We start from the raw sequence: 21,593 nt of genomic DNA on the forward strand, positions 1-21,593 counted from the left end.
GGTGACACTGGTGTTACTGGACCTGTCGGACCTACTGGTGCCACGGGTGACACAGGTGCTACCGGACCTGTCGGGCCTACGGGAGCCACGGGCGACACAGGTGCTACCGGACCTGTCGGGCCCACGGGCGCTACGGGTGACACTGGTGTTACTGGACCTGTCGGACCTACTGGTGCCACGGGTGACACAGGTGCTACCGGACCTGTCGGGCCTACGGGAGCCACGGGCGACACAGGTGCTACCGGACCTGTCGGGCCCACGGGCGCTACGGGTGACACTGGTGTTACTGGACCTGTCGGACCTACTGGTGCCACGGGTGACACAGGTGCTACCGGACCTGTCGGGCCTACGGGAGCCACGGGCGACACAGGTGCTACCGGACCTGTCGGGCCCACGGGCGCTACGGGTGACACTGGTGTTACTGGACCTGTCGGACCTACTGGTGCCACGGGTGACACAGGTGCTACCGGACCTGTCGGACCTACAGGCGCCACGGGGGACACTGGTGTTACCGGACCTGCTGGACCAATCGGACCGATCGGGCCTATTGGCGACACAGGCGCTACTGGACCTGTCGGACCTACGGGCGACACGGGACCTACAGGGCCGACTGGACCTACCGGACCATTCGGCCTTGGATTTACCGGACCTGTCGGGCCTACTGGCGCCACAGGCGACACTGGTGCTACTGGCCCTGTCGGACCTACTGGTGCCACGGGTGATACAGGTGCTACCGGACCTGCTGGACCTACTGGTGCTACGGGTGACACTGGTGCTACCGGACCTGTCGGACCTACTGGCGCCACGGGGGACACTGGCGTTACCGGATCTATCGGGCCTACTGGCGCTACAGGCGACACTGGCGTTACCGGACCTGTCGGGCCTACTGGCGCCACGGGGGACACTGGTGTTACTGGACCTACAGGGCCGACTGGACCGATTGGACCAACAGGAGACACAGGCCCAGAAGGACCGATTGGACCTACCGGACCTACAGGGCCGACTGGACCTACGGGGCCTACCGGACTCTAACCTCCTTTTTCTGTCACATCATTTTTAAGCGATGTACCATACCTTATCGACAAAGCCGCACAGCATGTTAAGGCTTTGTCATCCATGCCCTGCCGCGATTGCGGCAGGGCTTCTATAAATCAGACCTCTTTTAAATCCAACTTTATGTTTGATCGGAATCCTTAAATGGTTCCCAAAGGAGTGATGCTCAATTGATCAGTATCAGCCTGTGCATGATCGTCAAAAATGATCAACATACCATTGGCCGTTGCCTGGAATCGGTCCATCATATTGTGGATGAGATCAATATCGTGGACACAGGTTCACAGGATCGGACCATTGACATATGTCGCAACTTTACAGATCGAATTTTTCCATTTGAATGGGTAGATCATTTTGCCCTTGCACGTAACTATTCGTTTGAGCAAGCTACGCAGGAGTACATTCTCTGGCTTGATGCCGATGATATTTTGAAGGAGCAGGATGCCGTCAAGCTGCTTGAGCTGAAGCAAACCCTTGATTCCTCAGCCGTACCAACCGTCGATTCCGTGTCTATGAATTATCATTATGGCTTTGATGATCATGGCAATGTCACCCTACATTTTCGCCGAAACCGCTTGATCCGAAGGTCAGCCGGGTTCCGTTGGCATGGAGCCGTGCATGAGTACCTCGCCGTTGACGGGAATATTCAACATGCCGATATCGCCATAACTCACACTAGAACACACACGGCCTCTCCAGGGCGAAACCTGCGAATTTATGAGAAATTGCTCTCCCAAGGTCATGTCTTCTCTCCTCGTGACCTTTACTATTACGCTAACGAGTTAAGAGACAATAAAAAATATGAGCAGGCCGTGCAGACTTACCGGGATTTTCTGGATACCGGACAATGCTGGGTAGAGGACGCGATTAGTGCATGTAGCAAAATGGCTGACTGCCTGCAACAACTGGGCAAGCTGGAGCAAAGTATTACCGCGGCTCTCCATAGTTTGACCTTCGATACACCCAGGGCAGATCTATGCTGTCGGATAGGTCATTATTTTTTGCATAAAAATGAGATCACCAAAGCTATTTATTGGTACGACATGGCTACCACTCTCAATCCTCCCGACACGATGGGCCCAGTACAGGACGCGTACCAAACGTGGTTTCCTCATATCCAGCTATGCATTTGCCATTTTCGGCTGAAGGATTACACACGTGCGAATTGGCACAACGAGCAAGCTGCCACGTATATTCCCAACGACCCGCATATCCTGCATAATCGACAATTTTTCAGCTCAATCCTGAATCCTCCCCAATAAAGTGTCCCCCATACCCCCCTCAATCTTTTAGTAAGTCAAAGGAGGAGCAAGCGGAATGCATCAATCGAATCGGTACAAGATAGCTGTCTATGCCATTAGCAAAAATGAAGCCCGATTCGCCAAACGATGGATGCACAGCATGCGTGAAGCCGATGTTGTCATTGTAGCGGACACCGGCTCTACAGACGATACCGTTTCTCTGCTACGCGAAGCGGGTGCAGAGGTGCATCGTATCCAGGTAACTCCTTGGCGTTTTGACAAGGCTCGCAATGAGTCCCTACGGCTGGTCCCTGACGATATAGATATTTGTGTCTGTACGGATCTGGACGAAGTCTGGGAGGAAGGTTGGCGGTCGCGGCTGGAACGCAACTGGAGGGAAGGAACTACCCGGATGCTATATGCCTTTACACATGGACAGCCTGGGCAAGATACCGTTTATACATGGTTCTGGAAAGAAAAAATACACACTCGTCACGGTTACCGCTGGGTACGCCCGGTTCACGAGGTGCTTGAATATATCGGGAAGGGTGAAGAACGCAGCATCCGATCCGACCAGCTACGCTTGTATCATGATCCCGATCCGCACAAGTCCCGCAGCCAATACCTTCCACTGCTGGAGCAGTCTGTGCGCGAGTTTCCTGAGGATGACCGCAACATGCATTACTTGGGGCGGGAATATATGTATCATGGCCGTTGGGACGAGTGCATTGCTACACTGCAACAACATCTTGCCATGCCGCAGGCACGCTGGGCAGATGAACGCAGCGCTTCGATGCGCTTTATTTCTAGAGCCTATAAAGCAAGTGAACAATGGCAGGAGGCAACACGTTGGTTATACCGGGCTATTGCGGAAGCACCGTATTTACGTGAACCTTACACGGAAATGGCTCAGCTGGCCTATCATACACGGAACTGGTCCGCTGTCTATCATATGGTTGAAGAAGCGTTACGTATTTCAACACGACCGGATACGTACATGCAAGAGGATTTTTGCTGGGACGCCACACTGTATGATCTTGGTGCCCTCGCTTGCTACGAGTTAGGCCTTTTACACAAAGCTTGTGAATTTGCGAGAGAAGCAACAGAGCGCTCCCCGGAAGACCCTCGCCTTAGCCATAATTATGCGCTGATTCAATCCAGGCTTCCATAGAAACCCACACCCCGTCCTGTGGGTTGAATAACTTGGTATAGGAGCTTGCGTTTGGCAAAGGAGGTTATTGAGATCAAAGTTCTATTTACTTTTTATATACCCAGCGGCGGTGTGGAAACCTTGAACCGCCAACGCTGTAAAGTGCTCATGCAGGACGGGATTGAGTGTCACCTTCTCTATTATCAGCAGGGGACCGGGATGCAAAACCTACACGGCGATATTCCAGTGTTCATGACCTCTTCTGAAGAAGAAATTCGAAAACTGGTGGAGGCTCATCGCTATGATGCAATTATCGTCTCTTCGGACTATCCCATGCTCCCCAGACTGCGAATGTTGGGCTATCAGGGGGTATTAATCTATGAATCGCAAGGCTTTGGCCCACACGAGGAAGCGGCATGGGTAGTCGCGGATGCGGCTCCGTATCTTCAAAAGTACGCCGATGCGGTGCTCCTGCCAGATACGACTCATTTAGTGAATTTATTCTCCAGCATGTGTCCATGGCTTAATCGCTACGTGTTTCCAAACGTACTGGATACCAGCGTATTTAATTATGTACCTAACACTCCTCCAACCAATCCGATTATTGCCTGGGTTGGGCGATTGGAGCCCAACAAGAACTGGAGGCATTTTGTCGACATTTCTTACTGGATGCTGCAAAACCGTGCGGATCTTCGAATCTGGATGTTTTATGATGACACCTTGTCTCAGCCGGAGGATAAAATACAATTCGAGAACATGCTTGCTCAGCTTGGCATGTCCTCAATTATCGAGCGCTTTAAAAGCGTGCCTCATGCCAAAATGCCCCTGTATTACTCCATGATTGGCGACTCAGGCGGCTACCTGCTATCGACCTCGCTGGTGGAGGGCTTCGGCTATGCGGTTGCTGAGGCGATGGCCTGTCGTTGCCCGGTACTAAGCTCTGATTCAGACGGAGTACGAGCATTCATTGACCACAACGAAACCGGTAAATTTTATCAGCAGGGAGACATCTTGCAGGCGATACTGCAAGGACTAGACCTGATGAACAACGTACCTCAACGCGAATCTATCCGCAGAAAAGGGCTGGAGCGAATCGTTAACCTGTTGGCACCAGACAAATATGTGCGCTCCTTCCGGCAGATGATGAACACGCTGGGTGTGAGGTAACTAAAAAAACAGCTGACGACAACCCTTTTTATATACGGGCCATCGTCAGCTTTAACTTGCCTTTTATTCTTGAATATTGGAATCTATCTAATCTTTAGTAAGCGGTCTCCTGCATGAATATCCTTGGGATCTTCAACTAAAATATCCGTGTACACGGCTGTATTGGTTACAATGACGGATGTGGTAATATCATATCCTTCATCCTCTATAGCCTTGGGATCAAATTCAACCAGCTTGTCCCCTTTTTGAATCGTATCCCCTTCAGATACAAAGGAAGTGAAATGTTTTCCTTTCAAGCTGACCGTATTAATTCCAATGTGAATGAGCAGTTCAACTCCATCCTCAGAAATAAGCCCGATGGCATGCTTGGTTTTGAAAACGGTAACAACAGTTCCGTTAAATGGCGCATAGGCTACTCCTTCTTTCGGAATAATTGCGGCCCCCTGGCCCATCGCACCGCTGGAAAAAGCTTCATCTTTTACTGCAGTTAAAGGAATCAATTCACCGTGTAGAGGACTGAATACCGCTTTTTCTTCTTCTTTGTTTTCATCTGCAATTTTAATCTCAGACGCAGGTTTTGCATTTTTATAACCGAAAAGATAGGTCAGAATAAATGCGACTACAAAAGCTACAACCAAAGATATGATAAAGCCGATGAAGCCTGCATCCATGCCTTTTGGATTAATGAATAGAGGGATACCAAAAATGCCGCCCGAAGCAAATCCATATGCCGTTGAGCCGAGTAAGCCTGCTGCAGCTCCTCCTATACCTCCAGCGATCGAGGCTAAAATAAACGGTTTCTTGGCGGGTAGCGTAACCCCGTAAATAGCTGGTTCAGTAACCCCCATCAAACCCGCAATTGTGGCAGAAGTGGCAATGGGTTTTAATTTAGGGTCCCGTGATTTCAAAGCGATGGCAAATGCCGCACCTGTTTGCGCAAAAGTCGTACAGAAAAGCATACCGTTAATCGGATCAAAACCATTCGTAACTACATTATTCAGGAGAATTGGAATGAATGCCCAATGCAGACCGAAGATAATGATGCCCTGCCAGAACCCGGCCAGAACGAGGCCAGCTACAGCCGGACTTAACTGATAAATCCACATAGAGCCTTTGGCTAACCCATCGCTGATTATAGTTGCTATCGGACCGACAACCAGAAAAACAAGCGGTGATATGATGACCAAAGTCAGAAAAGGCACTATGAACATTTTAATGGAGGCAGGTGCATACTTACTTATCATTTTTTCGACCTTAGTTGCCAAGAACGCTCCAATAATGATCGGTATAACAGAAGAAGTATAATTAATCAGAACGACAGGTATAGTCAAAAAGGACAGCGCCGTTTTATCCGTAAAGGCGGAAGTAATGGTCGGGTACACCATCGCTGCTCCCAAAACGGCAGACAGATACGGGTTTCCTCCAAATTTTTTACCTGCTGAAAACCCTAGAATAACCGGAAAGAAATAAAACATAGCATCTGCTGTCGCATATAAAATTTTATACGTGCCCATCTGATCAGTCATCCAGCCCAGGGATGTGCATAAAGCCAATAGTCCTTTTAGAATCCCCACAGCAGCGAGCACACCCACAACGGGCATAAACACACCTGAAATTACATCGACAAAGCGGCTAAATAGGCTCGCTTTTTCATTTTTTTGATCGTCTTCAACCATTTGATCTCCATGCTTTACTCCCATTGTATCCAAAAGAGCTTCGTATACTTTGGGAACCTCATTTCCGATGACCACCTGAAATTGGCCACCACTTTCCACAACGGTAATGACACCGTCAATCTGCTTGATCTTTTCTTTATCTGGCAATAGATTATCCTTCAGTTTAAATCTCAATCGAGTGACACAGTGAATGACACTGTTCACATTTTCATTTCCGCCCACGGCACTTAATACTTCTTTGGCTGTTTTTTTATGATCCATCATGTTCACTCCTTCTTGGATGCGCTTTCTATTATTCTATCCGTAGTAGCTGGATGTGCTATAACTGCGACAATTACGGCACTTATCCCAATTCAGTAGGTATATGGAATTGAGCTGCTTTTTGAAAAAGTAAATCTTAATTTCGATCACAAAATCCTTTGATTTCTGCATCCGAGATAAACTGCCATGCTTTTATATGTTTTTCCGACCAATATCCCGTTCCAATAACGCCGATTTTCCACATGTTGCTTCACTCCATCCACATTCTTCTCTGTTTTTATTTCGTTCCGATGATGACAACATCACTTTCAAAGCTGTGCATGTCTAGCACCGATTGATCCTTTTGGACGGACACGTCAGTTTGGGCAAACCGCTTCCCGGCTAAATCAATCGTTGTAAACTTGTAATCCTGCACGTTGATACTTAGTCGCACCTTCGTGTTAACCGGGACATACAAGATAAGGGTATTCTCGTTCCCCGCAGCTCTAATTTCCTCTGTCTTGTTTAAAACAATATCTAGCGGCTTTATGCCGATAAGGTTATACATTTCAAACAAATATTTAATAAAGGAATAATCCCACGCACCTTCAAATCGCAATGCGGTTCTCCAATCGTAGGGACTATCGAATCCTTCCCCTTCTACAATGCCGAATTTCTTTCCTTTCTTGTGCCAGCTCCAAATGCCATGCGCCCCGTAGGTAATTCCCGCTCCCCCGCCTGCAAGGAGACTTTGCCATGCTGCTTTTCTGGCATCCAGTGCAGTGTATCTGCCATACACATTGCGGCTGTAACTAATTTGTTCATAACATGGCTCCCCATTAATGACAGGCCGTATATCCGGCTTATGATAGAAATGTTGAGCAATCTCATGGGCTACATGTTGAAACTGGGAGTTATGTCCTGATTGATACATATAGAATCCAAGACCCTTGTGTTTCTCAAAGGCTGGAGGAATTTCTCTCAATCTCCCTTGAATATGCAGCGTAGTTAAGCTTGCAGGGCTTAATTGTTGTACAATGTCCAGTGCTTTTAAATAATAGGAATTGGCGCGTTCAGTCGGAAAATCACTATCCCCGCTAACCAGAAAAATAGGATCAAATGGAGAAAAACGGTTTACGACGTACGTTACATAGGGTTCAACGCATTCAAATGGCATTTTGTTACCCTTTTGGAACATTTCGGCCCATGTATCCGGTACATAGTTACACCACAACAGAACCAGTGCCGGAACAAATCCACGCTCTACAGCCATTTTCAACATGATTTCTGCCCGGTCAAAATAAGCTTCGTTTAATGTATGGTAGTCGAAATCCCCATTTTCCAGTAATGCAAACGGCTGTAGATTCAGATCCGATTCACTTGCGTCCCATTGTCGGAGCATGTTGATTTGCAACACATTGAAACCTTGCATCTTCCGATAGTCAAGATAATCGTTCCACTCCTCTATCGTCGCGTTGGTAAATACACTCCAAACCGTATCTGCCAAATAAAAAAAAGGTTTGTCCTCTTTTGTAAAACTTCTTTGATTTTCAGCAATGTTTAAACTCAAATGAATCACCTTTCCTTTCTTGCTACATTCACAAATTCCCCTAAACAAAAAACTAAAATAAACAACTAAATTTATATGTTTTTTCGCAAATAAACTAAATTAAAGCGCTTTACACTTGCATATTAACACTATAAATAATAAAAGGTCAACATTTTTTTCTTTTCATTTATTTAGTTTAGTTTAGTTTATAATCTAAACTTTCTTGTAGAGTAATGATATAATTTATGTAGTTTAGTTCAATAGGGGGTTCTACATTGAAAATTGATGATATTGCAAGGCTTGCAGGTGTTTCGAAATCTGCTGTCTCTCTTGCTTTTAATAACAAACCCGGAGTCAGTGAAGAAACCAAGGAGCAAATTCTAAAAATAGCCCAAGAGCATGGATATAAACCACGCACCATGAAGACAAGCAAGGAAGTCATTAAAAATCATCATGTGATACGCTTTGTGGCCTGTAAAAATACAGACATTGTAACAGAGCATTATGATTCACTTCCATTTTTCAATGAATTAATTCATCATATTACCAATCAGGTGAGAGAACATGGAAACACCTTGATTTTTTCGTCTTTTGATAGCCATAGCCTCGAAGAAGAATTATCTATTTTGGAAAAAGATCAGCCTTCTTCAGGCATACTTCTGCTTGGCACCAATTTAACTTCCGAGATTATTCATTCTATACAATCCATTCATTCCAATATCGTGATTTTAGATACCTACTTTGAACACGTCGACGCCAGTTTCGTATCTATTAACAACTATCTTGGTGGATATCAGGCAGGCCAATATTTAATTCAGTCAGGACACAGAAAGATAGGATACGTACAATCCAGTACCAGAATTCTTAACTTTAAAAAACGAAAGGAAGGGTTTATGGCAGCTTTAGAGGAGCACAATCTTTCCATAGAAAATGGGCTTATATTTGATATGCATCCCATGCTTGTAATGTCACAGGACGCATTTAAAACAGCTATTCATGAATTGAATGAGCTACCTTCAGCCCTATTTTGCGAAAATGATTATATGGCGATCAGTGCAATTAAAACGTTTCAGGAAATGAACATTCGAGTGCCTGAACAAATTTCCGTCATGGGATTTGATAATATTCATGAGGCCAAGGTCATTAGCCCGGAACTCACAACCATTCATGTGAAAAAGGATATTTTGGCCCGAACTGCTGTAAACTTGCTTATGGAGAGGCATAACAATCATCAGAGGCATCATACTCAGGTTCTTGTGAATACAGAGGTTATTGAAAGAAGATCTTGTTTAGCCACAGAATGACCTATGATCATTGGTTTATTATTGCTTGCTCTCTCTATGATTTTAGAATAAAGCCGCCATGTTGGCGGCCTTTTCTATCATCGGATTCCATATTAGACATTCCAATTTCTCGTCATTCGCTGAAATCTTCCTCTGTCAAATCCATATTTACGCTCGCAGCGGTTCGACTGCCGTCGGCCGCAGCAAAAATCAACTGAGAAGGCATGAAGTACGAAGAATCCCCGGCAGCATATACACCGGGTATGGAGGTTCTCCCCGCTTCATCCGTCTTGATCCCGCCCGACTCCGTTCTTTCACAGCCCAAACGTTCTCCAAACGGTGCACTTTGTACAAACTGGGGAGACACAAAACCGCCGACCCTCGGGACTTGAGTGCCATCCGTAAAGCGCACATGCTCCAGCTTTCCATTGTGACCGATGAACGCCGCAACAGGTTGCTCCATTACCACAATTCCCTTGGATTGAAGCCGTTCTTTTTGCTCATCCGACAGGGATGCATGACCGTTCGTACATACGATCAAATCCTTACTCCAGTTAAGGAGTAGTTTGGCTGTATGAAATATAGCCGCCGATTCAGAGACAAGGACAAGCGGTTGATCCCGCAACTCCCAGCCGTCGCAATAAGGGCAATTAAACAGACTTTTCCCGTATAACGGATAAAAACCTTCGATCTCGGGGAATATCTCCTTTACGCCCGTCGCTAATATCAATTTTCGCGCTTGAACGCGAAGGCCTGACGAATCAAGCACCTCAAATCCGGATTCGTTTTTCGTAATTGAAACAACCTCGGTTTGCAGATGATGGACAGACGGATAACGCAGCACTTCCTCATAAGCTACACGGCGGAACTCGGCTGGCGTTACGCCGTCTCTCGTAATAAAACCATGCGACGCATGCGTAACCGCATTTCTGGGCCGATTATTATCAATCAAAGCCACATTTCTTCTTGCCCTGCCCAGCACGAGGGCTGCATTCAATCCGGCGGGCCCTCCACCAATAATAGCGCAATCGTACAGCATAACACCCAACTCCTTTTCGAAGATATTAAAGACTCTTTATATCTGTAATAAAACCAAAAAAAACGCTTTACATAACTGGCAACCACCCTCTTTCTATATAAAGTCGCTTACTTTTAAACTTGCGTTTGCTTTTGCGCCAAATCGACCAATTTCGTATTTTTAAGATGTCGTTCCATTTTCTCCTCTGCTTCCCTCATTACAGTTTGAATCAGGCACTCAGATCCGTGGACAAAATCACATTCAAACAAAGAATTCGTACCTTCAATGGCATGGATAATATCCAAAAAAGTAAGATCATCTTTATGACGGGATAGGCGATAGCCTCCATTGGCTCCAGAAACGGATTCGATCATTCCAGCCTTCACAAGCCTCGTCAAAATTTTTGAAAGATAAGTTGGTGAAACATTTTGGGATTCGGCCAATTGCTGAACACCTACCGGCTTAACCGACGAATCAGCAACGAGCATGAGCATGGTGTGCAGTGCATAATTTGTAGCTTTTGTAAATTTCATAACTACACCTCAATCAAAGACTTATTGTGTCTACTATATCTCTGAATCTGCTGGTGTGTCAAGGTCATCTAGGATTTACGCTGTTGTCAACCCTTCTTTTGGTTACGCTCTAACCGTTGTATACTGTTCATCAGAACAGCTAAGAAAGGGGGCTCGTTGTGCGTATTTTTGATATTCTTCGTATATTGATTGCTGAACAGATGGTCAATGGAGAACACTTGGCAAATGCATTAAAGGTATCTTCTCGAACGATACGAACGGATTTAAAGGAATTGGGTGCGCTGTTGTCAAAACATGGAGCAGCAGTTAAACCCCTTAAAGGAACAGGCTACAAGTTAGAGGTTCGGGACGAACAAGCATTTCATCAACTGCTGAAGCAATTAAAGAATTATGAAAATAATGTACCCTATCCATTAGCGAATTCTTCTGACGCCAGAAATCGTTTTTTAATGAAAAAGCTGCTGCTTACCAATGCATATGTCAAACTTGATGATTTAGCCGAGATCCTGTATGTTAGTCGATCTACTTTACAGAATGACCTCAAAGAACTACGCAAGTTATTGGCAACTTACGGACTTTCCCTGGAGAATAGACCCTATCATGGTATTCGAGTCAAAGGTAATGAGGCCAGGCTGCGTTATTGCATTTCCGACTATATATTTAATAGGATAGATGAAATAGGCAACCAGCAGATGTCCCCCCCTCCTCTGATCTCTAACGAAGAGATGGAATTCATAAGAGAAGTGATTCTGGATCGTATTGAGATCAATGATATTCAGCTGTCGGACATTGCCCTGAACAATCTGGTCATTCATATTGCTATAGCATGTAAGCGTATTCGCGAAGAAAGGTATGTTTCGTATTATCCTCAGGAGATGAAAAAAATCGAAGCGCAAAAAGAGTTTAGGGTGGCGACTGAGATCGTATCCGCCTTGGAACAAAACATGAAGTACTCCTTTCCACTTGTTGAAGTTGCGTACATTGCTGTTCACCTGTTGGGTATAAGGACCGTCGTTAGTGCCCGTATGGATGAAGTGGAGATTAAAAAGATCATTGATAAAGATATCTACGAACTGACTATTGAAATACTGGACCAAATTGATCAGCAGTTGAAAATGAACATTCAAAACGATCAAGAATTGCTGATTGCTTTTTGCCTTCACCTCAAACCGGTGATTAACCGCTATCAATACGGAATGAATTTGCGTAATCCTATGCTGGATGAAATCAAAGCCAATTACCCGCTTGCCTTTGAAGCAGGTATCATTGCTGCGGAAGTCATCAAGCAGCGGCTTCATATACACATCGAGGAAAATGAAATTGGGTATTTAGCCATTCATATCGGAGTCGCGATGGAAAGAAAGAAAATGGAGGACGCGCCCAAAAGATGTATGATCGTATGTGCTTCTGGACTCGGTAGCGCTAAGCTGCTGTATTACAAGCTTCAATCGGTCTTCGGTTCCAGGTTGGATATCGTGGGAACCACTGAATTTTATAAGCTGAAACAAATGCCGTTGGATACACTGGACTTTGTTATTAGCACGATCCCCATTTCAGAACCGCTTTCTATCCCCATGATCCATGTGAATACATTTTTAGGCGGTTCCGATATTACTAAAATTGAGCAAGCCATTTCTGAGGCCAGACTTCCTGCTGTGCAGTATGTACGAAAAAAATTGGTCTTTCTTCAGCAGAAGTTTGAGAACAAACTCCAAGTGCTTGAATTTATAGCCGAAAAAATACACGAAGCAGATCTTGTAAAAGGCCCCCTGCTGCAATCTGTAATAGAACGTGAAGCCGTTTCCCCCACTTCATTTGGCAACTTTGTCGCGATCCCGCATCCGATGGAACCTTTCGCAGATTCTACGTTTTGGGCCATCTGTACATTACAAAAAGCTATCGACTGGGACGGCAAGCCGGTACAATTTATTTGTATGCTCTGCATACAGCGTACTAAATCAGAAGATTTACAGACTATGTATCATATTTTGCTTGATATTTTAAATAATGAACAGCTCGTCCAGCAGCTTATTCGCTGCAAATCGTATACGGAATTCATAGAAGTGTTGCATAAAAATTGTTGAACATGAGGAGTATGAAGAACGATTTATTTCCGTTAAGAAGAGGAAATAATGTGCGTTATGTTGAAAGCGATTCCAAATTATAATAGCCATACGAAGGGATCATTGAAAGGAGAGAAGATCACGTGAATAATGATGAATCTACAGAGCACGACGTGAACATGGAGGACATGGATGATACAGAGATTGTATTCCAAATTATATTATACGCAGGGAATGCACGCAGCTCGGCCATGGAGGCGATTGAGCTTGCAAAGGCGGGGAAATTCCGTGAAGCCAAAGAAGAATTAGCCTCAGCAAAAAAAGAACTGGTGTCCTCCCACAAAATTCAAACCAGAATCATCCGTAAGGAAGCAGCGGGTGAAAAAACAGAGATGTCCGTCATGATGGTGCATGCTCAAGATCATTTGATGAATGCCATCACCATACGTGATATGGCCTCAGAGTTTGTAGACCTGTATGAACGCATTGATCAATTCGTACCGAAATCGTAGAGGGAGGGGCGCTATCTTATGGCTTTCAAAGACAAACTGGTTGACGGCCTCACATCGGTAGCAAATGCAATCAACAATTTTAAATATATTATAGCGATCAAATCAGCTTTTATCACATTGATGCCCGTTATTATTGTCGGTGCCTTTGCTGTACTGATTTCCAATATGGTCATGGACCCGGTCAATGGTTTGGCCCATTTTAGGCCATTCTCATTCCTGGCTGAGTACAAACCGATTTTCTCAGGCATTAACTATGCCAGCTTGAATATCCTTACCATTCTGGCTATTTTCATGATTGGTCTAGAGCTAGGAAAAATTAACGGTGAGAAAAATCTCTTCCCCGGTTTGCTTGCTTTAATCTGTTTTATCTCTGTGACACCGACCACGATAGAGTTGATGGTTAACGGTGACATGCAAAAGGTAACAGACGTCATAGCCCGTCAATTTACGGATACCAAGAGCTTGTTTTTAGGTATTTTCATAAGCATCCTATCCGTTGAGCTATACAGCAAACTGGGCAAGTCCGATAAACTAAAAATTAAAATGCCTGAGAGTGTTCCCAGCAATGTGGCCGTTTCTTTCTCGGCACTCATTCCTACCATTATTACGGTGACTGTCTTCTCAATGTTTGGATTCTTTTTTCATAAGTTTACAGGTCTCTACCTGTACGATGCCGTCTATAATGTGGTGCAAAAACCTCTGGAGACCGTAGTACAGGGACTGCCAGGTATACTGGTGCTGATGCTGGTTGCGCAAATCTTCTGGGTGATCGGTATTCACGGGAACCAAATGGTAAAGCCCATTCGTGAACCCCTGCTGCTTGGCGCGATTACCGTCAACATGACTGCTTATGAGCAAGGACTGCCCATTCCGAACATTATTACGATGCCTTTCTGGGACGTATACATGAGTATCGGTGGTTCAGGAATTACGCTGGCCCTCTTGATTTGTATTATGATCGCTTCCAAGCGTGAAGATATGAAGGAAATAACAAAGCTTTCATTGGGTCCGGGTCTGTTTAATATTAATGAGCCTGTCATTTTTGGACTTCCGATTATGCTGAATCCATTGATGGCTATCCCTTTCATTATTACTCCGCTCATCACAGGAACGATTGGTTACTTCTCGACGTTGCTTGGATTTGCAGGTAAAGCCGTCGTCATGGTTCCATGGACTACTCCGCCTATTATTAATGCCTACCTGTCTACAGGTGGAAGCATTGGCGCCGTCGTAACTCAGATCATTTGTATTGTGGTAGCCATTATCATTTATTTCCCATTCGTCAAAATTGCCAACAAGCGAACGGCTGAATAATGCGTTACTATAGAAATACATCAATTAATTGAAAACGTATTCTTTATACAATGAAAAGGAGAAACATGTCATGGCTAAACATACGATACAAATTCCGTCGAATTTCATCATGGGTGCAGCGGCTTCCGCTTGGCAGACAGAGGGCTGGAGCGGTAAAAAAGAAGGTCAGGACTCATACCTAGACCAATGGTACAAATATGACCGCTATGTCTGGCACAATGGATATGGACCCGCGGTTGCAACCGACTTTTATAATCGCTATACCGAAGATATTGCGCTGATGAAGCAGATTGGCTTAACCCATTATCGTACTTCTATTAATTGGTCCCGCTTCTTAACGGATTATGAGAATGTAGTGGTGGATGAAACGTATGCGGATTATATGGGCCGGGTCATTGATGAGCTGATTGCAAGCGGAGTCGAGCCGATGATTTGTCTAGAACACTATGAGGTACCCGCCTATTTGCTGGACAAATATGAGGGCTGGTCTTCCAAGCATGTGGTGGAGCTGTTTGTAAAATATGCGGAGAAAGTGTTTGAACGGTACGGCGATCGGGTCAAGCACTGGTTTACGTTTAATGAGCCCATTGTTGTACAGACTCGTGTCTATCTAGATGCCCTTCGCTATCCCTATGAACAAAATACGCGGAAGTGGATGCAATGGAACTATAATAAAACGCTGGCTACCGCGAAATGCGTACAGCTTTTCAAAGCAAAAAACTATAGTCAGCAAGGGGCTAAAATAGGCGTTATTCTGAATCCCGAAGTCACTTATGCCCGATCAAGCGCCCCTCATGACCAGTATGCGGCACATGTGTATGATTTATTTTACAATCGAGTATTTCTGGACCCGCTTATTAAAGGCGAATACCCGCAAGAATTGTTCGATCTCATGGGCAAGCATGATATTACATTTGAAGCTACAACGGAAGAACTGGCAGTCATTAAGGAAAATACCGTTGACTACGTCGGGATCAATCTCTATTATCCCCATCGGGTAAAAGCACAGAGTAAAGCGTGGAACGAAAACACCCCCTTTCACCCCTCTTACTACTATGAGCATTTTGATCTTCCGGGTAAAAGAATGAACAAGTCACGGGGCTGGGAGATTTATCCGAAAATCATTTACGATATGGGAATGCGTATCAAGAACGAATATCACAATATCGAGTGGTTTGTCGCGGAAAATGGTATGGGCATTGAGAATGAAGCTGCTTTCAAAAATGAGGAACACATTATTCAGGACGACTATCGTATTGACTTTATAACTGAGCATTTATACTACACATTACAAGCTGTAGAAGCGGGCTCCAACTGTACAGGTTATATGCTGTGGGCCTTTACAGACAACGTTTCTCCCATGAATGCTTTTAAAAACCGCTATGGACTGGTGGAAATTAACCTTGACAATGATCGAAGTCGGCATTTGAAGAAATCCGGCTACTGGTATCAAGCCGCTATCAAGGAACGCTCATTTATTGCTGATCTGGATGAAGAGTATAAATAGTTAAAAATGAATTCTGGAGGCGCTCAAATATGAAAAAAATTATTTTGGCATGTGCTGCGGGTATGTCCACATCCATTTTGGTTTCTAAAATGAAAAAAGAAGCAACAGCAAGATCCATAGAGCTGAACATCGAAGCCATCCCCGAAAGCACCATCAAGGAAGAGCTAGAAGCCGTTACAGATTCTGTGATTGCTATTTTGCTCGGACCTCAAGTGCGGATGCGTAAAAAGGCAGTAACCGAAATTGCAGCTCCCTATGGTATCCCTGTAGATGTCATTGACACGTTGGCTTATGGTAGAGGAAACGGTGCAGCTGTCCTAGATCAAGCCTTGAAGCTGGCTGGCGAGAACATCTAATTGCTATTCAAATGAAAAAGAGGCTGAGAGTTACCTCAGTCTCTTTCTTGAGTTGCGCGCTCTTTATCAAGACATACCTTCTTTGCCTGAACCCATACTGCTCACATACGTTTCCTGTAAACCGGCAGAAATGCCGTATAGCGGTTCCCAACGAAGCCAATGTCTGGCGACTGCGTTACTAAGACAGCTATGGTGAATGTCTCCCGCTCGCGCTGGTGAATACACAGGGCGGACAGACGAACCGTGCAGCTTTAGTAAATCGTAGGCCAGTCGATTAATGGACGTCGTTCGTCCTGTACTTACATGTACTGTACGTTGGTCCGCTGCATGGATAGCCGCCATATTCGCTCGAACTACATCCTTGACGTACACAAAGTCTCGGGTTTGTGTCCCATCGCCGTGAATGAGCAAGGGACTTCCTTTTTTCAGCCGCTCCATAAAGAGAGCGACTACACCACCCTCTCCCTTCGCGGCCTGACCGGGACCATACACATTTCCATAACGCAAAATCGTATAGTTCATACCGTACAGCCGATAAAAAAGTCGAATATACGATTCTGCGGTCAGCTTGGACAGTCCGTAGCCTGAAATGGGCTCCACGGGATCGTCTTCCTGTATACATTGCTTTTGCAACTCTCCATATACACCGGACGTGGATGCAAATATAAATTTCGACACACCCGCTTCATGACAAGCCTGCAACAAATGAATCGTCCCCAGCACATTCACATCCGCGTCCTCATCGGGTCGATGGATGGATTGCTGCACATCCGCCTGTGCGGCCAAGTGAAACACAATATCCGGGCTTTCCCGAATCAGCAGCGTCCTAGCTTCAGAGCTGCGAATATCCGCAATATGCATGACCGCGCGCGGGTCCACATTTGCCATATTCCCGGTCGTCAGATTATCCAGCACATGCACTCTGATGCCCGAATCAGCAAGCGCACGTACCAGCTGAGAACCAATAAATCCGGCTCCCCCGGTGACCAAAGCCTTCACTAGCTCACCCTCCTTTTGTACCGAAGCATATGACTTCCCTTCGCATCATGTTATGCGACTCCCTATAGCTTGGCGCAGGCACAAGCACAGTCCGAAGACAATCTATAATGTGTCTCTAGAATCTCAGCACCTCAGACATGCAGTCTCACGTTTTCCAGCATATAACGCCACATCTCATCCTGACCGTTCCATATATCCTCAGGTGGCAGCTCCACTGAAACCAGCCGCTCCAACCCCCAGTCCAGCTCCGTCACACCATCAGTCCCTGTATAATCCACGTATAACAAGCGAAAATCATGTGTAATCCTCTGTAATAACACATCATGTAGTTCCACCGCTTGCTCCCGACTACCCCCGAGACGAACCAGTAGCAGACGGGACGCAAGCGCGAATTGGTCCAGTAGACGTGCAATGCGGCGATCAAGCGTCGTTTTGAATGCAGGGTAGGAAGTCAGCTGCTCCGATGTATTCTGGCTAACCGGAAAATGGTGTGCTGCTGTAATCCCATAGGATGCATCCTCAACCATGAAGTTATGCTCGCCGTAATCATGCCCCGTGACACGTAGACTATCAACATCCATAAAATCGGCAAAACGGGCGTCCAGCAAGCGACTGATCTGTGACAAGTTACCGGAAATCATCCAGTCCAGCGGACCCGCATAGGGACGCAGTCCGTTTTTATCCAGCTGAATGGAAGGCAAGCAATGTCCACCCAAACTGAATACAGCATCATAATCCCCCTGCAACCGCTCAAGCACGACGCCCTCCCCTTTCCGAAGACAAGGTCATCCCTTTAAAAAGGGTACGCCAGTGCGGATCACTCTTGTAATTCCATACATCGGCAAAAGGCATTTCCACCGAGCATACATGCGGAAGCTGCCAATCCACCTCCGTCAACTCCGTTACGCCGGAACAATTCACCACCAACAAACGAAATTCATTCGCTACCATGCCCGACAAAATACGTTCCAGTTCCTCTACTTCTTCATAGGTTCCCAGCATACGGACGAACAAGCTGCGCTTCGCCATCTGTGTTTTTGCAAAAAAACGTTCGATACGACGGTCTATCTTTTCCTTGAACTCGGGATAGGTCACCAGATCTGAGGACGTATTGCGTTCCTGCGGAAAATCATGTACCGAGATCACATTATAAGCGATATCTCTGACCATATAATTCAGTTGGCTCGTACCAACGACACTTAAATTAGGCAAATCCATAAATCCGGCAAACCGATTTTCAAGCAAGCGGTTCACATCGGACAGCGTGTCAGACATCATCCAATCCAGTACCCCGGCAAACGGCCGCAAACGGTTCTTTTCCAATTGAATGGCAGGTGTACAGTTTTGTCCCAGACTGAAGACCGCTTCATATTCCCCTGCCAGCTGTGCGAGTCTCATAGCCGCGCCTCCTTTTTTAATACGACCCTTCCCTCAGATCCTGCTTGGCCCTTCTTCTGTAGTCGAAAAGGGACTTCAGGCCGTAGTTTGTTCCACTCTACATTACATGCACAGCACGGCGAAAAGGGTTGGACACCGATGCGCTTTTTGTCAAAGAGGCGTACAACTATCCAGTCCAATCCCGGCTATTTTTCATATCATATTAAGGCTGGTAACCTAACGGAATTCAAGGAGGCATCATCATATGTCCGTGTTTCTTTTAACCGTCGATCACCATCTCGCTTACCACAGCGCCCACATACAAAGCTGCCATGTGACCCTTTTCAATCGTGAAAAGAGAGCCGTCGATGTGTTGCTGGAAATGGGAAATGACAGTGGCGTTTTCCGACGGCAGCTCCTTCGATTGAACCCTTCTCCCGAAGCTGGCTCCGTGCTAGAACTCAAGGATATGGAGACCGCCCAAAATCCTTTTTACCTGCGAGTGGTAACGAGTATTTACAATCCGGAAACGCTGTTTATCCTGGCTGAATTTTTGGAAAACGGGAACATTGTCGCTAAGCGTACAGCCAGTCATTTTACCGTGACACCCTAATGAACGGGCAGAGGAGGAAGAAGGTATGTTGAAATATTCAGTTCAAAACAAAGCTGAGCCAGACACATATGCACTGCCTTTTCAGGTCACCGAACAGGAGAGCGTGCTCTCTACATTAATCATTCCTGCAAGTGAATCTGAAGGACGTATTGTCATTGAAGTCTCTTTGGCATGGGAAAATCCGCTGCTCAACTGGGATATCGGGGAGTTGGACATTCGATTGCGTCGCAATGATGAGCGGGGACCTATGCTGGATTGGTTGCAGGATTCCTGTTATCAGGAGGGATTTGCAGAGTTAAGCTATGAGGAAACGGGAGAACAGGCAGAGCCTTATGTATACTGCTTGACCGTACAATCAGCTGACCGCCGTGCTGTTGTTACGGGGCCGCTCATAATTCGAGGCTCAGTTTATGAAGATTGACAAAAAACTGTTGGACAATGAACTGGAATAAACTAAAGGCAGGTGGGAGTTTTAAGCCCGACCTGCCTTTTTATAGGGTCTGTGTCCTCATGGTGCGGATTGTTTCAGACGTTCCAAAATGTCAGCGTCTGGCAGCTTATAATCTTCCGGCAACGAGGTGTTAATTCGGTTCCATATTGCGTAATCGACCTTCAGATCCGGGTGCGACTGCTGGATTTCAAAAATACGGTTGTACAAGTCTCCAACGACAGGAAAAGTCATGCTCTGCCTCCTAACTGTTGAATCAACATACTCAACGTACTTGATTCAGCGCTTGCCCATAAATATTCACGAGTCGCTCAATCATAACATCCAGAGACCAATGCACGGTCCCCCATGCTTTGGCATGTTTCCCCATAGCTATCCGCACTTCATCCTGAGCCAGCAAATGCTGCAAATGAGCTGCCAGTGCCTCCACATCGCCAACCGGGGAGACCAGTCCGGTGTGTTCATGCTTCACCATTTCCGGCAGTCCGCCCGCATCCGATACCACTGCCGGAAGCCCCATAATCTGCGCCTCCATGACCGAAAACGGCTGATTATCCTGTATGCTCGGATGGACAAAAAGGTCCGCCAATTGTAAAAGAGCAGGTACATCTTCACGATGCCCCAAAAAAAACACGTCTTCCTCCAACCCTAGCTCCTTCGCCTGTGTTTGAAGCTCTTCCCTTTTATCTCCCTCCCCGACAATCCAGCAAACCCAATCCGTACGATTTGCTTTCAGCAGGCCAAGAGCGCTCATTAAATAATGCAGCCCTTTGATATAGACCAGCCGTGAAGGACAAATCATAACTTTTTTCCCCTCAGGTCGTACTATGTCCGTTCCCCGGGCGTGGACTTCCCAGAAGTGCTCGGTATCCAATCCGTATTGGAAAGTAGCAATCTGCTGCTCAGGCACTTCGAACTCACGCACAAGCGTCTGTTTCATCCATTCTGTAGACGTAATGGTAATATCCGCGGATAGAGCGCCATAGTGCTCCAGCGCCCAATAATATTTCCACATCAACGTCTCTCGGTAACCCTCCTCATGATCCCTCTCCAGAGCCATCATAACTTCACGAGCCAGCGAGCCATGAATATTCGCTACCAACGCACTGTCCTTACGTTTGACCCGACTTAGAGCACGCGTCGCAATGACATCTTGCGTGTGAATAACATCATACTGCTCAACCCCGAAATACGCCGCTGCCAGCTCCATACAGTATCGATCCTTTTCCACCGTCTGCACCCATGAATCCAAATGTAATACAGGGACAGCCGATTCATTCAGCTTCGTATGCAGCAGGGGCAGCAGTTGATCCTTCAGCAGCTCCCTATCTTCAAAAACAATATGGTACTTAGGTGTATCCGGTCCGTTCCCCATCAAGTCTACTGTGTGACCCAGTAGCTCCAGCCTCCGTTTAATTTGCAGCATAAAGGGCCATACGCCACCCAAATGAGGAATCGGCCAGTACGTAGCCAACAAAATTTTCAAAACAGCCT

General features: G+C 46.0%; 20 protein-coding genes and 1 pseudogene. 12 read left to right on the plus strand and 9 right to left on the minus strand.

What is annotated here, in order from left to right; translation table 11 throughout:
* The 4 genes and pseudogenes from BM358_RS26935 to BM358_RS17575 form a co-directional block, all read left to right on the plus strand.
* Positions 1-1,032, plus strand: a pseudogene (locus BM358_RS26935) (collagen-like protein); the annotation flags it as partial.
* 191 nt (positions 1,033-1,223) lie between these two features.
* Positions 1,224-2,315 carry a glycosyltransferase gene (locus tag BM358_RS17565; RefSeq protein WP_028541493.1) on the plus strand — a complete coding sequence of 364 codons (1,092 nt, stop codon included), beginning with the start codon at positions 1,224-1,226 and terminating at the stop codon, positions 2,313-2,315.
* A 55-nt stretch (positions 2,316-2,370) separates the two neighbouring features.
* Positions 2,371-3,465 (plus strand): tetratricopeptide repeat-containing glycosyltransferase, encoded by a 1,095-nt coding sequence (locus tag BM358_RS17570; RefSeq protein ID WP_028541492.1) that lies wholly within the window; start codon positions 2,371-2,373, stop codon positions 3,463-3,465.
* Positions 3,466-3,516: 51 nt separating this feature from the next.
* A complete protein-coding gene (locus tag BM358_RS17575; protein ID WP_028541491.1) occupies positions 3,517-4,611 on the plus strand; it encodes a glycosyltransferase family 4 protein in 1,095 nt (364 codons plus the stop codon).
* 83 nt (positions 4,612-4,694) lie between these two features.
* Here the strand turns inward: BM358_RS17575 and BM358_RS17580 are convergent, their stop codons facing one another.
* Positions 4,695-6,548, minus strand: coding sequence for a beta-glucoside-specific PTS transporter subunit IIABC (locus BM358_RS17580; protein ID WP_028541490.1), 1,854 nt, complete (start codon positions 6,546-6,548; stop codon positions 4,695-4,697).
* A 277-nt stretch (positions 6,549-6,825) separates the two neighbouring features.
* The gene (locus tag BM358_RS17585) at positions 6,826-8,106 is read right to left on the minus strand and encodes a glycoside hydrolase family 140 protein (protein ID WP_028541489.1); all 1,281 of its coding nucleotides are present in this window, start codon (positions 8,104-8,106) and stop codon (positions 6,826-6,828) included.
* 245 nt (positions 8,107-8,351) lie between these two features.
* Between BM358_RS17585 and BM358_RS17590 the strand changes: the two genes are divergently transcribed.
* A complete protein-coding gene (locus BM358_RS17590; protein WP_028541488.1) occupies positions 8,352-9,380 on the plus strand; it encodes a LacI family DNA-binding transcriptional regulator in 1,029 nt (342 codons plus the stop codon).
* Between the two features lie 112 nt (positions 9,381-9,492).
* On the opposite strand, the gene BM358_RS17595 is transcribed toward BM358_RS17590, so the two are convergent.
* Positions 9,493-10,398, minus strand: coding sequence for an NAD(P)/FAD-dependent oxidoreductase (locus tag BM358_RS17595; protein WP_023990085.1), 906 nt, complete (start codon positions 10,396-10,398; stop codon positions 9,493-9,495).
* Between the two features lie 113 nt (positions 10,399-10,511).
* The gene (locus tag BM358_RS17600) at positions 10,512-10,910 is read right to left on the minus strand and encodes an Rrf2 family transcriptional regulator (protein ID WP_023990086.1); all 399 of its coding nucleotides are present in this window, start codon (positions 10,908-10,910) and stop codon (positions 10,512-10,514) included.
* A 158-nt stretch (positions 10,911-11,068) separates the two neighbouring features.
* Between BM358_RS17600 and BM358_RS17605 the strand changes: the two genes are divergently transcribed.
* The 5 genes from BM358_RS17605 (at position 11,069) to BM358_RS17625 (ending at position 16,662) form a co-directional block, all read left to right on the plus strand.
* Positions 11,069-12,994, plus strand: coding sequence for a BglG family transcription antiterminator (locus BM358_RS17605; RefSeq protein WP_028541487.1), 1,926 nt, complete (start codon positions 11,069-11,071; stop codon positions 12,992-12,994).
* Between the two features lie 122 nt (positions 12,995-13,116).
* A complete protein-coding gene (locus tag BM358_RS17610) occupies positions 13,117-13,485 on the plus strand; it encodes a PTS lactose/cellobiose transporter subunit IIA (RefSeq protein ID WP_049828407.1) in 369 nt (122 codons plus the stop codon).
* Between the two features lie 18 nt (positions 13,486-13,503).
* Positions 13,504-14,799 carry a PTS sugar transporter subunit IIC gene (locus BM358_RS17615; protein ID WP_028541485.1) on the plus strand — a complete coding sequence of 432 codons (1,296 nt, stop codon included), beginning with the start codon at positions 13,504-13,506 and terminating at the stop codon, positions 14,797-14,799.
* Between the two features lie 70 nt (positions 14,800-14,869).
* Positions 14,870-16,306: a glycoside hydrolase family 1 protein gene (locus BM358_RS17620; protein WP_028541484.1), complete on the plus strand. Its 1,437-nt coding sequence runs from the start codon at positions 14,870-14,872 to the stop codon at positions 16,304-16,306.
* A 29-nt stretch (positions 16,307-16,335) separates the two neighbouring features.
* Entirely contained in the window at positions 16,336-16,662 is a 327-nt protein-coding gene (locus BM358_RS17625) for a PTS sugar transporter subunit IIB (RefSeq protein WP_023990091.1), read from the plus strand.
* A gap of 66 nt (positions 16,663-16,728) precedes the next feature.
* On the opposite strand, the gene BM358_RS17630 is transcribed toward BM358_RS17625, so the two are convergent.
* The 3 genes from BM358_RS17630 to BM358_RS17640 form a co-directional block, all read right to left on the minus strand.
* Positions 16,729-17,661: an NAD-dependent epimerase/dehydratase family protein gene (locus BM358_RS17630; protein WP_023990092.1), complete on the minus strand. Its 933-nt coding sequence runs from the start codon at positions 17,659-17,661 to the stop codon at positions 16,729-16,731.
* A gap of 131 nt (positions 17,662-17,792) precedes the next feature.
* Positions 17,793-18,419 (minus strand): DUF1796 family putative cysteine peptidase, encoded by a 627-nt coding sequence (locus tag BM358_RS17635; protein WP_023990093.1) that lies wholly within the window; start codon positions 18,417-18,419, stop codon positions 17,793-17,795.
* Positions 18,412-19,059 carry a DUF1796 family putative cysteine peptidase gene (locus BM358_RS17640; RefSeq protein WP_023990094.1) on the minus strand — a complete coding sequence of 216 codons (648 nt, stop codon included), beginning with the start codon at positions 19,057-19,059 and terminating at the stop codon, positions 18,412-18,414. Before BM358_RS17640 ends, BM358_RS17635 begins: the two co-directional genes overlap by 8 nt.
* A 244-nt stretch (positions 19,060-19,303) precedes the next feature.
* Between BM358_RS17640 and BM358_RS17645 the strand changes: the two genes are divergently transcribed.
* Together BM358_RS17645 and BM358_RS17650 are read left to right on the plus strand one after the other, a co-directional pair.
* Complete coding sequence (locus BM358_RS17645) at positions 19,304-19,651, plus strand: hypothetical protein (protein WP_023990095.1); 348 nt, start codon at positions 19,304-19,306, stop codon at positions 19,649-19,651.
* A 25-nt stretch (positions 19,652-19,676) separates the two neighbouring features.
* Positions 19,677-20,072 (plus strand): hypothetical protein, encoded by a 396-nt coding sequence (locus BM358_RS17650; RefSeq protein ID WP_028541483.1) that lies wholly within the window; start codon positions 19,677-19,679, stop codon positions 20,070-20,072.
* Positions 20,073-20,159: 87 nt separating this feature from the next.
* On the opposite strand, the gene BM358_RS26565 is transcribed toward BM358_RS17650, so the two are convergent.
* Entirely contained in the window at positions 20,160-20,333 is a 174-nt protein-coding gene (locus BM358_RS26565) for a hypothetical protein (RefSeq protein WP_167348638.1), read from the minus strand.
* 31 nt (positions 20,334-20,364) lie between these two features.
* On the minus strand, positions 20,365-21,585 hold the full coding sequence (locus tag BM358_RS17655) for a glycosyltransferase family 4 protein (RefSeq protein ID WP_028541482.1): 1,221 nt from the start codon (positions 21,583-21,585) through the stop codon (positions 20,365-20,367).
* Between the last annotated feature and the right edge of the window lie 8 nt (positions 21,586-21,593).

The organism is Paenibacillus sp. cl130, from assembly GCF_900116035.1.
GTDB lineage: Bacteria > Bacillota > Bacilli > Paenibacillales > Paenibacillaceae > Paenibacillus > Paenibacillus polymyxa_B.